Source organism: Microcoleus sp. F10-B2, assembly GCF_036704965.1.
In the GTDB taxonomy this organism is placed as follows: domain Bacteria; phylum Cyanobacteriota; class Cyanobacteriia; order Cyanobacteriales; family Microcoleaceae; genus Microcoleus.
This window is the reverse complement of record NZ_JAUBTB010000042.1, coordinates 1-12792: the sequence shown is the minus strand read 5'-3', so window position 1 is coordinate 12792 and position 12792 is coordinate 1. Positions and strand designations below refer to the sequence as shown.

Here is a 12792-nt window from a genome sequence, read left to right as displayed (position 1 = left end):
ATTCCCGATCGATCTGATATATTGATTAAGAATTATTATTTTTAGTAATCATCAAAGTGGCGATATTTAACAGGCACAAATTTGAAAAACTCGCGGTTCATAAATCTCAAACATTAGCCTGGGCGATCGCACTTTTTAGCGGCATTTTGATGGGATTGACAACCGCACCAGTAAATGCTTGGCTGTTCGCTTGGGTAGCCCTAGTTCCCCTCTGGGTTTTGGTTGTTAGTTACGAACGACCAATAATAACACAAAAAAAACCAAAATTTATTGTCCTTCCTGATTCATTTTTGCTTCTTCCTTCACTCTGGGGAATTGGCTATCACGGATTAGCTTTATCTTGGATTATGGGAATTCACCCGATGACTTGGTTGGGAGTTCCTTGGTGGCCGAGTTTGGCGATCGCACTTTTTTGCTGGGCATTCATCACCCTCTGGGGAGCCGCCTTAGTCGCCGTTTGGGCCTGGCTATTTGTAATTCTCAACTCCCTAACTTTACCCGGCAAAAATTCAATTCTTATTCTTAACTCCCCCCCTTTACAAGGGGGGGCTGGGGGGGGTAAAGCTCAATTTTCAGCGTTAACTCGCGTTTTAATTGGCACAGCTTTGTGGTGCGCCTTAGAAACTATTTGGAGTACAGGTTCGCTGTGGTGGACATCCCTATCATATACCCAAAGCCCCCACAATTTAGCAATATTGCACCTCGGTCAACTCTCCGGGCCCAGTGCAGTAACAGCGGCAATTGTAGCAGTAAATGGCTTAATCGCCGAAGCTTTTATTGAAGGAAGAAGGAAGAAGGAAGAAGGAAAAAGGAAGAATTGGATTGCTTATATTTTGCCTGCGAGTTTGTGTTTAATTTTGCATATTGCAGGCTGGAGTTTATACAACCGCCCGTTGAATCAAGAAGCTGCAACCGCTTTAAAAATTGGCATTATTCAAGGCAACATTCCTAACGAGATTAAGTTTGATTCAGGGGGTTGGGGGCGCGCTTTGGAAGGTTACACCACTGGATACAAACAGCTAGCAGACAGGAAAGTCGATGCTGTGTTAATTCCAGAGACAGCTTTGCCTTTTATCTGGACAAACGAGTATCAGCGTTCTACTCTTTCTTTTTACCAAGCTATACTCGAGCGCGGCGTTGTGGCTTGGGTGGGAGGATTCGGACAGCAAGAGAATAGTATCACTAACAGCTTATTGGCGATCGATCGCGCGGGAGAAATTGTCGGCCGCTACGATAAACTAAAGCTAGTGCCTTTAGGCGAATATATCCCTTTTTACGAAATCTTAGGCGGGATTATTAATCGGCTTTCTCCCTTAGATGCTCATTTAGCACCCGGCAATTCTCAACAATTGTTTGATACGCCGTTTGGCCGCGCCATTGTCGGAATTTGTTACGATTCGGCCTTTGCAGAAATTTTCCGATATCAGGCGGCGAATGGAGGCGAATTTATGCTCACAGCTTCCAACAATGCCCATTACAAACCGCCGATGTTGGCTCAGCACTATGCTCTCGATGTAATGCGGGCAATTGAAACTGATAGATGGGCAGTTATCGCAACTAATACGGGTTACTCTGCTTTTGTAAATCCTCGCGGCGAGACGGTTTGGAAGTCGGGAATTAATACATATGAAGTCCGAGATGCTACTATTTATCGGCGGCAAACTCGGACTTTCTACGTGCAGTGGGGAGATTGGCTGACCCCTGTATTGTTAGTATTGGCTGGATTAATGCGGTTGAGTGTTAGAAATTAACCAAAATATTTGAGATTTTAGATTTTATATACCAATCTAAAATCTCAAATCTCAAATCTAAAATCGAATGACTCTACTTATCTTTCACGTGTTCGTGAACGCTAGGAGATAAAGAAATTAAATCATCGATATTGCGCTTCATGGTAGCACAAATATTGTCCAAAGGCAAATCATTGGCATCGTGTCCGAAGGGATTTTCTATTTCAATGCCGATTTCTTCGATGCCGAACAAAGTAAAACTAATTAAAGCCACAATAGGGCCGGTTCCCCAAGTCAAATCGTTCACCATTTGAAAGGGCAGTGCCAAACAGTAAAGTAACAATAGTTGTTTCAGGTGAATCGCGTAAGCCAAAGGGATAGGCGTCTTCAAAATCCGCTCGCAGCCGCCTAGTACATCAATCATAGAGTTGAGCAACTCCTTCATAGCAGTTAACTGATAGACATCAACACAATTGCCCTCATACTGCTCGTGCAAGTAATCCTCAATCCAAAAGGCAATTTCTAGGGGCGGATTGTTCATCGACTTGAGCTTTTGGTACTGGGCTGGGGACATTAACGGCTCCAATTCTGGATTTACAGATTCTTGCCGCAAGTGCAGTTTCATCGCCACTGCAAAGGCAGGTAACAGGCGCAGGGCAAACTTTTTCAGTGTGATATCCTGCGGATCTTTTTCCTCAATGGCTACCCAGATTTGGCGCGCCAAGTTGCGGACATTGTTGATTAACGTGCCCCAAAATTTTCGACCTTCCCAAAATCTTTCGTAGGCTGTATTTGTCCGAAAAACTAACAGTAAACCCAGGACAATGCTCGGTACAATACTCGACAAAATCGGCAGGGAAACCGGCAACTCAAAAAAGTGCAGCAGGGAAATAAAAACTCCAAAGCCGCCGCACAGCAAAACGCGGGGCAAAATGGAGGGAATGACAGACCCTCGAACCTGTATTACAACTTTAAACCACGACGGTCGATCGTCACTCATGCAAGTCTCCTCCTTAAATTAGCACTCTGCGCCCTAGCTCGGGTGTCGCAAATACCTGCTAGACTTAGTTCTTCGACTCCCGCCAGTCGATTGGAGATTCAAGATTTTAGATTGACTCCACAGATAAATCTGGGGGGTTTGAACTTTGGTCTAAAATTTTTTGGTCTCCACGACTGCTGTCAGCGCTTGTATCCCTATTTGGGTGGGGTGAGAGCTTCCGAAAAAAGCTTTCCTACAAACAACCTTTGGATTTTAACCAAAAAACTCATCAGCATCAATCTAAAATCTAAAATCTAAAATCTAAAATTGATTGACTGAGGCACTTAATTCGGTAAGATTAATCATGTATCTTTAAACCTCAGCTTCCGTGCAAGAGCTACCGACATCTGTGCCTCCGCATTTTCACCGATTGCCGAACCAACGGTGGCAAATTTATTCGCCTCAAACGCAGCAAGCCGAACAGTTTGCCGCCGAAATCGGTTTGTCGCCCTTGCTAGCACAGGTGCTGATTAACCGCGGCATAGATTCTGTTAAAGAAGTGCAAGGGTTTATCGAACCGGAATCTCTGGTTTTGCCCGCGCCAACCGATGAGTTTCCAGATTTGGCTGCGAGTGTCAAATTGTTGCGGGAGGCGATTTCGGGAGGGCAAAAAATTGCGATTTGCGGCGACTACGATGCTGACGGGATGACGAGCACGGCTTTGTTGTTGCGAGCTCTGAGGACTCTGGGGGCGAATGTGGATTATGCTATTCCCAGCCGGATGCGAGAAGGTTACGGGATTAACGATCGCATTGTAGAAGAATTTCACTCCGAAGGTGTCGCTCTCATTCTCACGGTTGACAACGGAATTGCAGCTTACGGCCCGGTTGCCAGAGCGCGAGAACTCGGTGTCAAAGTTATTATTACAGACCACCACGATTTGCCGCCAAAACTGCCACCTGCCGATGCTATTCTCAACCCAAAATTAATTGCTGAATCTTCACCTTATCGCGGTTTGGCTGGCGTAGGCGTTGCTTATGTTTTGGCGATTACTTTGGCTCAAGATATGCAAAAAGTTGGCGGGTTGGTGAATCCGCTGCTGGAGTTATTTACTTTAGGAACTATTGCGGATTTAGCGCCTTTGACAGGAGTTAACCGACGCTGGGTGAAGCGTGGTTTGCGGCTGTTGCCTCACTCGCAATTGGCGGGTATTCAGGCTTTAATTCAGGTGGCTGGAGTGCAGCCGGAAAGTGCGGAAAGTCCCTCAATTCTTAACTCGCAAAATAAAACTAATAATTCCTTAAAGCCTGAAGATATTGGTTTTAGGCTCGGGCCCCGGATCAATGCTGTGGGGCGGCTGGCTGACCCTCAAATTGTGATAGAGTTGCTGACTGCGGACGATCGCGAATTGGCTCTCAAAAACGCAATGCAGTGCGAACAAATCAATCAGCGCAGGCAGGAGTTGTGCCAGGAAATTGAGCAGGAAGCCATTGCTTGGTGCGAGGAAAGGGCGATAGACTTGCAGCAAGAACGGGTTTTAGTTGTCGTGCAGCCCGGTTGGCACCACGGGGTGATCGGGATTGTAGCTTCTCGGTTAGTGGAACGCTACGGCGTACCTGTGTTTATCGGTACTTTTGAGGATGAGGCTGTAGGGGAGGTTGCCCATAAAATTGTCAGGGGTTCGGCGAGGGGAATTCCTGAGTTTAATGTATTTGACGCCCTGAATTTTTGCGCGGATTTATTAACTAAATTTGGCGGACACAAAGCGGCGGGCGGTTTTTCGATGCTTGCTGACAACCTCGAACAATTCCGCAATCAACTGTCAATTTTTGCCAATCAATGTTTGCAGCCGGAACACCTAAAACCGCTGGTTTCAGTAGACGTGCGAGCGGATTTGGCTGAGATTAATCTCGACCTTTACCGACAAATTGATGCTCTGGAACCTTGCGGGATTGAGAATAAGGCTCCTGTATTTTGGACGCCTAATGTTTGCATAACTGAACAGAAAATTGTTGGTAAAGGAGGTCACGTTAAACTAACTGCAACTCTAGATGGAAAACTATCGGCTAGTGTGAAGGCGATTGCTTGGCGTTGGGGCGAATATTTTCCTTTGCCTCGGCGGGTTGATATTGCTTACCGATTGCGGGAAAATAGTTTTAATGGCAAGACATCAGTTGAGTTAGAATTGTTGGGCGTTCGGCTACCGGCAAATGCTGCTACTTCCAGGCCACCGAGGTTCGGAAAAGTTGAGTTTGATTATTGCGATCGCACTTATTCTTGCAGTCTGTCTCCGGCCGGCTCGATCGAGGAATTGAGAATTCGCAACTCTCAAGGACAAGTTTTGGCTGTTGCACCCGGACAAAACATCGGTTTGTTGGGCAACTCCCGCAAAGATGCTAGAGAAGTTGATGTATCTCTACCTTTTTTTGAGAATTTGATTCAAACTGCTAAACGCGCCCTCGGTATTTGATAAGAAAGCTCGTGCAGCAGGAAAAATTGGCGATCGAGCGTTTTGAATTTTGCATAATTTAAAACTCCAAACTCCCAACTCTCGATCGCCCCGGAGCGTGCTATAATTACAGGTCGCCGCCTCTAGCTGCCAGCAGAAAAATCACGATCGGGCCCGAAAGCACGACGGCTGCGAGTAAAGCTACCTGAACAATGAGTTGGTAGTTTACACCGCCCAGGCCGCTGAAAAGATCGGTTATAAAGTCCATGTGTCCTCCTGACTGTAGTGATTAAGTCTAGATTGTTGAATTAGAAAATCCGCTTCTGATTTTACCGGGCTATTGTCCCTGTTTTTTAAGGAACTTTACAAAATTCAACAAAATGTAAACTACGATCGACCTCCCAGTCATTCGATTTTAGATTTTAGATTTTAGATTTTGGATTGACCCCAGGGATAAATTCGGGGGACGCAAGGATTTTCAATTTTCGATTTTGGATTGATTCCACGGATAAATCACGTGGCGGGTACCACCTTTGAAAGTCTTGGTCACAGGGAACCGGGGACTTGATGCCCCTTCCCGCAAAGCGATCCGAATCAAAAATCTAAAATCTAAAATCGCACCGCCCCTTCGGAGATCCGCCTCCGGCGCTGGCAATTGATATACTTGAGGAGCCCCAATCTCCTAAAGTTTGGGATTTTCCACATAACGAGCCGAATCTAAAATCTAAAATCTAAAATCTAAAATCTAAAATCAAACTATGGCTACTTGGCGTTGCGTAAAGCAGTGCGGTGCTTGTTGTTACCTCGACCCAACAGAACGCCCTGACTTAGACGAGTATTTATCTGAAGACGAATTAGCGCTCTACTTGAGCTTAGTCGGAGACGACGGTTGGTGTATCAATTTTGACAAAGCGACGCGAGAATGCGGAATTTATCCCGATCGACCGCGCTTTTGTCGGGTAGACTCAGAGGTCTTTGAGGAAATGTACGGCGTTGAGCCTGCTGAATTGAACGATTTCGCGATCGACTGCTGCTTGGAACACATTGAAGATCTTTATGGCGATCGATCTTTGGAGATGATCCGCTTTAACTCTGAAGTCGGAATTCTCGCCTTACCTGACTGACAACTAACTATCTCCAGGTTTCTCACCGGGAGAGTGTCAAAATAAACAAATCAAAGAAATATCGCGCAGTTGAGTTGAGCCATGAGCAATCGAGAGGGTTTTACAGGGGGATTTATTGCCGGAGCTGCAGTTGGCGGCTTGGTGGGTGCAGTTTTGGGCGCGGTGCTGTCGCGGCGCGCTGCTGAAGCTTTGCTGAGTGAACCTTCAGACACAAAAACCAGAAAAATCCGCCAGAGGAAAGCCAGCCAACTCGAAGCCGAAGGAATGGAAGTAGCGAGGCTGAGTTTAGAAGATAAAATTGCCCAGCTAAATCAGGCAATAGATGACGTGCGGCTGCAACTCGGCGACGTAAACGGGAACGCGCCGGCGCCGGGCAGCGAGGGTTCGATCGCCCCAGACTCCTAACTCAATTTAAGATTTGAGATTAGTCGGGCAGATGCTGGCAACTCGCGCCCCCAGCACCATTCTCGCTTGACGGGCCTTTCTGGCCTGTGAAGCCAAGAGCGAGTTTTATTGTGGCCGCCGCTCTTCTAGCGCGCCCGCAAACAGCCTCATGCTCACCCTCTCCCCCACCTATGCTAAACTTTAAGTTAAAGTGTCTGTAAACTTTACTCAAACTTCAACGAGAATATATGAGTTATTCCATAGGCCTTTTGGCAACCACGCTGTCCACATTTCTGCAAATCTATGTAGTCCTAATGATTTTTCGGGTGCTGTTAAGCTGGTTCCCGAATATCAATTGGTACGACCCCCCGTTTTCAATCTTGAGTCAGTTAACAGACCCTTACCTGAATCTATTCCGCTCGATTATTCCCCCCTTAGGAGGGATTGACTTTTCGCCGCTGATTGCGTTTTTTGTACTTCAGTTCGGCTCGGAATTCTTGATCGGTCTTTTGACCAGCTTGCAAACAGCATTTTAGTTAGAAAAGCTTAATTTTTTAAGCATCAAGCGTAAATTCTTTGGCAGACGTAGCAGCAGGCAACTAAATTTTAGATTTGACCTTTTTAGATGAACTCCCCGGTTGAAAAGCTGGGGAGTTCATCGTACATGAGAAATGAGAAATTGCCAGCCACTCAATAATCTCCTATCAATTCCGGTGTTACCGGAATGATGGGGAGTGGGGAGTGGGGAGTGGGGAAATGTGGAATTATTGACCTTGACTTTATCATTCCCATCCAACCGGAAACGATATCAAATCTCAAATCTCAAATCTCAAACTGCATAGCGGTTTCACCGGCACCCAACCCAAAATCTCAAATCAGCAATCTAAAATCTCCAAGAGTTTCGTTAGCGGCGAACCACGCCAGTAAAACCTGTAGCTTTAAATTGCTTGAGCTTCAAAGGTGTTCGTTGATTGGCGGCAACCGAAATTCTGAGCTGAAAATCGCTAATTCCGGGAGGAACTTCTTCTATAGAACCCAACCGAGTCCGGTTTTGCATCACCGGATTGTCGTCAGCATCATAAATGCGGCCGAAAATATCGGCATTGACAACTGGTTTGCCCGTGCTATTTTCAGCTTTCCCAGTAATCAAAAAGCAGTTAGCTTCCATAGAACTGCCGCTGGTGACTGTTCCTTCTGCCATCTCTGCCGGACATTCGCGATAAGAAAGGTCGGAAAGTTTAATCTGCGTCAGAGCCCAAGCAGGTGGAGTGAATACCAAACTAAAAATTCCGATCAGGCAAGTAGCAAAAAAAAGGCTGATAGCTCGAAATTTCATAAATTGCAGCGCAAGTATATTTTAATTCTCAGCTTAGCGCGAATTCACGATCGAATTCCTAGTTATAGGAATTCTGAAAACTACAGCTACTTTTTTAAGCAATGGCATTAGTCGAGGCCTAAATGCTGTCGCAAGGCTTGCCGCATCACATCGACTGGGACGGATTCTTTGTTCAGCCAAATTTTTAAGGCTGCTGCTCCTTGTTGAACTAGCATGGGGAGTCCGTCAATAGCTTGCGCCCCGCGAAGCTGCGCATCTTTGAGAAACTGGGTAGGATTAGGGGTGTAAATTAAATCGTAGACGATCGCACCTGCTTTCATTCGATCGAGCTCACCAGCCGCCACCGGCGACTTTTCCCCCTGCGGATACATCCCCACAGGCGTCGTGTTCACCAGCAAATCTGCCTGCGAAATTAACATTGACAAATTCTCCCAAGTATGCACCTGCAAATTCTGCACCGGCATCGGACAATTGACCCAACTCTGCTGAAATTCCGCTAAATTTTGTTCGCTGCGGCCGACAACGTGAATCTCTGCACATCCCAATTGAGCGCATCCAGCCACAACAGCCCTCGCCGCCCCGCCATTCCCCAAAATTACCGCTACTTTTTGACTCCAATCGGAACCCCCCCTCGCCCCCCCTTGGTAAGGGGGGGAATCAGATTGAACTTCCCTAGCCCCCCCTTGGTAAGGGGGGGGACAGGATTCAACAGCCGTATTGCCCCTTTCTAAAGCAGAAATTGAGTCTTTAGCCCCCTCTTGGTAAGGGGGGGTTGGGGGGGTTTGCAGCGGTGCGAGAAAGCCTTCAACGTCAGTATTTGTGCCGCACCAACCTTTGTCAGTCAGGTATACAGTATTGACTGCGCCGATCGCTCGGGCGATCGGGGAAACGGACGACAGTAGGGGTAAAATTGCTTGTTTGTGCGGAATCGTGATGCTAAATCCCCGAACGCCGATCGCCGCAAATCCTGCAATAGCAGCTTTTAAATCCCCTGGTTTTACCGGAAACGGCAGGTAAACAAAATCGACTCCCAAATGGGAAATAGCAGCATTGTGCATCGCCGGCGACAGAGAATGTTCGACGGGATGACCAATTACTCCCAATAGTTTAGTAGTGCCTTTAATCATTTTTGTGAGTTCACTGTTGACGGTTGACTGTTAACGGTTGACTGTTGAGTGTTGTTAGTTTTCATACCAAATCCTGCTACAATAACGCCCTTATTCTTTACTCACCCTCTGCTCGAACTTCGTTTGACTCGCGACAGCGATTTCAATCGCCGAGTGACTGTCAACCGTCAACTGTCAACCGTTTCCCGAAACTCCTTGGCGTCTGCCAAAATCGGATTGACATCAAACCAATAATCTTCGCCGTAACGGTATTCAAACACCCAGAGACTCCGCAGCAAGATTTGGTATTTAGTTTCCCCACTCACAGTTTTGCTAGCGGATACTTGGCGCAGCAATTGCCACTCATCAGGTTCGATCGCCAAAGTAAGCTGGTGGCGGCGCTGGACGATCACATTTTCCAAAGTTTCCCGCGACAGAGGAGGGTCTTGTTTTTGCAGACAGCTATACAGCAGTTGCAGCAAATTGCGGACATGACCCCCGCTGACTCGACACAGGCGATCGAGAGTTTCCGCAGAGTCGAAAACTTGGTCCACCAAAGCATAGCGCTGCGAAGGGTGCACCGTAGGAAAAGCCCGCGCCAGAACCATCTGCCGCAGCAATTCCACACCCTCAGAACACTCAGAACCGTCGCTCAACTGCACCGGAACCATCGGCAAAACCTTCGGATCGACCCCAAACCGATTGGTCAACTGGCCCAAATCGTTAGAGAAAATCAGCACCAAAGGAATTGTATACACGACGTGGCAATTTAGTCTTGCCAACTGTTCGCCGCGATCGACAAACAAGTATTCCGGCTGCAGCCGCCCCGTCGGTTTCGCGCACAGGTGTATGCGATCGAGATTGTCGATAATTACCACAAGTCCTTGCTTCCCTTGGCGTTTCAGTTCTTGGTTAGCCGGTTCTAGCAACTCCTTATTAAGCGCATCTAAAATTACGTTAGTTCGCGGCTCCAAATATTGCCTCAACTCCGATCGCAGATTCGGAGCATCTTTCGCTTTAGCAGTAATTTTGCCAATTCCCAACGCCAGAGAAAATTCTCCCTCCGTGCTGGCATTGATTTCCCCAAAACCAGGGACATTAGCTTCAGCCCTCAAATCTATTTGAGTTTGAAAAACATCAGCAACCCCTTTGAGCAAAGCTTTAAAACCCGTCGGTTGCAGCTTTATTTTCATTTTCTCGATGCTTTCGCTCACCTGACGAGCAACGCTCAACAAAATGTCAGTGATATCTACATCTGCCATGTCTAAGTCTTTACTCGACTCAAAGTAAACAACATGAAATCCTTGTTGCTGCAATTGAGCTTGCAGCCGCAGCAATTCTGTTGATTTACCCGAGCCGATGTGACCCGTGAATAATTGACAGGTAGGTGCATCGGGGGACAGGCGGCTGATGGTGCGCTCCAATTGTTCCACAATTGTGCCGCCCCGCACTGAAGAAAAATCGATATAGTATTGTCTGTCTTCTGGATTTGCTACTGCTAGCGTGTAGCTGGGATTGCAAGCTTTATAAAATTTCTGTAAATTTAGTTCCATACCCTGTTCGCTCAAAACTACATTATGCCCTAATAGCTTATTCGTTTCGATATGGTAATAATCAGCACACATTCTCAACTTATTCTAATGTTTTATGGGCGTTCAATATCTCGATTTTTCCCTCAACTAGCACTCCCAAATTATACTTAATTTTTGCCTGCTGGAATAAATCATATTCACTCATACCCATAACTAAGTAATTTATATTTGTACAGCGAGCGCTAATTAATCGACATCGCAGACGAAAATTTAGCAGTAATGTTCTCGGATAAAAGTGGTTATTTGAGTACGGTTAACCGAATAAACCAAAACAGGTAGTAATTAGGTATCCCGAACCAGATTTTTTAAATACAGCGTATTCCAGGTTGATGAAATACACACTCCTAACCGGGTTTCTTTACATTCTCGCCTCTGGTAATGATTCTGTTGCTCGAAACCCGGTTTCTTTGTACTACACCTACATGGAATATGCTGTAATACCTTCGCCATTTTCAGAATAGGTGGGGTACGAATGCCTCAAACCAACCTACTCTCCTAGAGCATTTTGGCTGAGGCGCGAAGGTGTTGTTTAAAAAACCGAGTTTCTGTGTGTGATATTTTTTGGATCTACTTATTTTCGATCAATTCTACCATTTTGTGACCGACACCTGCTGCGGAAGCGGGGTTTTGGCCTGTGACGAGCCTGTCGCTGGCAACAACATGAGCCTGAAAATTAGGAACTTTCGTAAAATTAGCCCCGCGTTCAATTAATTTCGACTCCAGCAAAAACGGCACTATTTCAGTCAGTCCCACAGCCGCTTCCTCTTCATTAGTAAAAGCAGCCACAGTCTTGTTAGCAACCAAATATTCGCCATCAGATAACTTAATATTGACTAACCCGGCCGGCCCGTGACAGACAGCGCCCACAATGCCGCCTGCTTCGTAAATAGCAGCAGCAATCTCAGCGAGTTCTTGATGATCGGGAAAATCCCACATCGTCCCGTGTCCGCCAGCATAAAAAATAGCGCTGTATTCTGCGGAATCAATTTGTGCGGGATTGAGCGTATTTTCAACTCGAAAAACCTGCTCGGAATCGTCTAAAAAAGCCTTATTGAGCGGGTCTTCTAAATCAATTCCAACCATTGGAGCTTTGCCGCCTTTTGGACTGACAAAATCTACCGTTAATCCCGCCTGAGTAAATGCGTCCAATGGATGAGTCACCTCTGCGAGATAAAAACCCGTTTCTTTACCAGTGTCGCCAAGTGTATCGTGGCTGGTTAAAACAATCAGAACTTTTTGGCCAGTCATAGTTTATTCCTTTTGCGAATGTCTTTGTGCCTGTTGTTTTCATCCTATAGCAATCCTAAATCATTTGTGAATTTCTTACTCCCTCCCCTTGCTAAGGGGAGGGTTGGGGTGGGGTAAAAAATTTACGACTCCTGCAAGGATTGCTATAGACCGAATTTATCTAGAATACAAATTATCAAATTATTGGGTAAATATAAATCTCTTTATAGCAACCGCCAAGGTTATTACCGCGTTCTTAATTGCTGAAACGATTGGGGGGAATTGCTTTCCCTGATTCCTGATTCCTTCTTAGTTCTGCTATATGATTAACTTTCAATGTTATCGCAGCTTTATTGAGGTTTACCGCGTCGGAACCGTATCGGGGCGACGCAAGTCCTCCACCTCACGCAACCGGCTGTTAGCCAACAGGTCGCAGCCCTAGAGTCAGCTTTGGGAAAATCCCTTGTTTCAAAGGACTCCGAGGCGAATGGTTCCCACGGAAGCGGGACAAATACTGTATACTCAAATTGCTGGTGCGATCGAGAAACTTGCATCACTTCCCCACAAAAACTCAACAGCCCAAACTCCGCAAACCATCATAATCGGTACGCCGGAAGAATTTGTTACAGAACGAATTCTCGATCGACTACCGCAGGACGATCGCACTTTTTACACCGTGCAATTTGGGTTAACGCCCGAGTTAATACAACTACTCAAAGCAGGAAAACTAGACATTGTAATTGCTACTCAAAAACTTACTCGATCGGATATTGAATGTCAACTGCTATTTGGCCCAGAAATAGCGAAGCTGTCACGAGGCGCAAAGTAGCCAGTCAAACCCTTATCAGATAAAGGTTTGAGCGCC

General features: G+C 46.3%; 12 protein-coding genes and 1 pseudogene. 7 read left to right on the top strand and 6 right to left on the bottom strand.

What is annotated here, in order from left to right:
- Positions 1–56 precede the first annotated feature (56 nt).
- A complete protein-coding gene (lnt, locus tag QUA99_RS17450; RefSeq protein ID WP_333238982.1) occupies positions 57–1751 on the top strand; it encodes an apolipoprotein N-acyltransferase in 1695 nt (564 codons plus the stop codon).
- Positions 1752–1824: 73 nt separating this feature from the next.
- On the opposite strand, the gene QUA99_RS17445 is transcribed toward lnt, so the two are convergent.
- Positions 1825–2730: a bestrophin family ion channel gene (locus QUA99_RS17445; protein ID WP_333238980.1), complete on the bottom strand. Its 906-nt coding sequence runs from the start codon at positions 2728–2730 to the stop codon at positions 1825–1827.
- Positions 2731–3097: 367 nt separating this feature from the next.
- Here QUA99_RS17445 and recJ point away from each other — a divergent pair, with 367 nt between their 5' ends.
- Positions 3098–5179 carry a single-stranded-DNA-specific exonuclease RecJ gene (gene recJ / locus QUA99_RS17440; RefSeq protein ID WP_333238978.1) on the top strand — a complete coding sequence of 694 codons (2082 nt, stop codon included), beginning with the start codon at positions 3098–3100 and terminating at the stop codon, positions 5177–5179.
- A gap of 106 nt (positions 5180–5285) precedes the next feature.
- On the opposite strand, the gene psb30 is transcribed toward recJ, so the two are convergent.
- Positions 5286–5426, bottom strand: a complete 141-nt coding sequence (gene psb30, locus QUA99_RS17435; protein WP_332961075.1) for a photosystem II reaction center protein Ycf12/Psb30 — start codon at positions 5424–5426, stop codon at positions 5286–5288.
- A 490-nt stretch (positions 5427–5916) separates the two neighbouring features.
- On the opposite strand from psb30, the gene QUA99_RS17430 reads away from it, so the two are divergent.
- The 3 genes from QUA99_RS17430 to QUA99_RS17420 all read left to right on the top strand — a co-directional run bounded on the left by QUA99_RS17430 (position 5917) and on the right by QUA99_RS17420 (position 7202).
- The gene (locus QUA99_RS17430) at positions 5917–6282 is read left to right on the top strand and encodes a YkgJ family cysteine cluster protein (protein WP_333238976.1); all 366 of its coding nucleotides are present in this window, start codon (positions 5917–5919) and stop codon (positions 6280–6282) included.
- A gap of 81 nt (positions 6283–6363) precedes the next feature.
- Positions 6364–6687, top strand: a complete 324-nt coding sequence (locus QUA99_RS17425) for a hypothetical protein (protein ID WP_015175618.1) — start codon at positions 6364–6366, stop codon at positions 6685–6687.
- A 227-nt stretch (positions 6688–6914) separates the two neighbouring features.
- The gene (locus tag QUA99_RS17420) at positions 6915–7202 is read left to right on the top strand and encodes a YggT family protein (protein WP_333238974.1); all 288 of its coding nucleotides are present in this window, start codon (positions 6915–6917) and stop codon (positions 7200–7202) included.
- A 368-nt stretch (positions 7203–7570) separates the two neighbouring features.
- Here the strand turns inward: QUA99_RS17420 and QUA99_RS17415 are convergent, their stop codons facing one another.
- The 4 genes from QUA99_RS17415 to QUA99_RS17400 form a co-directional block, all read right to left on the bottom strand.
- Positions 7571–8002 carry a hypothetical protein gene (locus QUA99_RS17415; protein WP_333238972.1) on the bottom strand — a complete coding sequence of 144 codons (432 nt, stop codon included), beginning with the start codon at positions 8000–8002 and terminating at the stop codon, positions 7571–7573.
- A gap of 107 nt (positions 8003–8109) precedes the next feature.
- Positions 8110–9129 (bottom strand): shikimate dehydrogenase, encoded by a 1020-nt coding sequence (locus tag QUA99_RS17410; RefSeq protein WP_333238970.1) that lies wholly within the window; start codon positions 9127–9129, stop codon positions 8110–8112.
- A 167-nt stretch (positions 9130–9296) separates the two neighbouring features.
- On the bottom strand, positions 9297–10661 hold the full coding sequence (locus tag QUA99_RS17405; protein ID WP_333238968.1) for a P-loop NTPase fold protein: 1365 nt from the start codon (positions 10659–10661) through the stop codon (positions 9297–9299).
- Positions 10662–11267: 606 nt separating this feature from the next.
- Entirely contained in the window at positions 11268–11948 is a 681-nt protein-coding gene (locus QUA99_RS17400) for a type 1 glutamine amidotransferase domain-containing protein (protein WP_333238966.1), read from the bottom strand.
- A gap of 357 nt (positions 11949–12305) precedes the next feature.
- Between QUA99_RS17400 and QUA99_RS33185 the strand changes: the two are divergent.
- Positions 12306–12389 (top strand): annotated as a pseudogene (locus QUA99_RS33185) (LysR family transcriptional regulator); the annotation flags it as partial.
- A gap of 25 nt (positions 12390–12414) precedes the next feature.
- Positions 12415–12756: a hypothetical protein gene (locus QUA99_RS17395; protein WP_333238964.1), complete on the top strand. Its 342-nt coding sequence runs from the start codon at positions 12415–12417 to the stop codon at positions 12754–12756.
- Positions 12757–12792: the final 36 nt, after the last annotated feature.

Excerpts from the sequence above, each read along its gene's own strand:
- QUA99_RS17395 (WP_333238964.1), top strand. The coding sequence starts at position 12,415 with ATGGTTCCCACGGAAGCGGGACAAATACTGTATACTCAAATTGCTGGT.
- QUA99_RS17430 (WP_333238976.1), top strand. The coding sequence starts at position 5,917 with ATGGCTACTTGGCGTTGCGTAAAGCAGTGCGGTGCTTGTTGTTACCTC.
- QUA99_RS17415 (WP_333238972.1), bottom strand. The coding sequence starts at position 8,002 with ATGAAATTTCGAGCTATCAGCCTTTTTTTTGCTACTTGCCTGATCGGA.
- psb30 (WP_332961075.1), bottom strand. The coding sequence starts at position 5,426 with ATGGACTTTATAACCGATCTTTTCAGCGGCCTGGGCGGTGTAAACTAC.
- QUA99_RS17405 (WP_333238968.1), bottom strand. The coding sequence starts at position 10,661 with ATGGAACTAAATTTACAGAAATTTTATAAAGCTTGCAATCCCAGCTAC.
- QUA99_RS17425 (WP_015175618.1), top strand. The coding sequence starts at position 6,364 with ATGAGCAATCGAGAGGGTTTTACAGGGGGATTTATTGCCGGAGCTGCA.
- QUA99_RS17400 (WP_333238966.1), bottom strand. The coding sequence starts at position 11,948 with ATGACTGGCCAAAAAGTTCTGATTGTTTTAACCAGCCACGATACACTT.
- QUA99_RS17445 (WP_333238980.1), bottom strand. The coding sequence starts at position 2,730 with ATGAGTGACGATCGACCGTCGTGGTTTAAAGTTGTAATACAGGTTCGA.
- QUA99_RS17420 (WP_333238974.1), top strand. The coding sequence starts at position 6,915 with ATGAGTTATTCCATAGGCCTTTTGGCAACCACGCTGTCCACATTTCTG.
- QUA99_RS17410 (WP_333238970.1), bottom strand. The coding sequence starts at position 9,129 with ATGATTAAAGGCACTACTAAACTATTGGGAGTAATTGGTCATCCCGTC.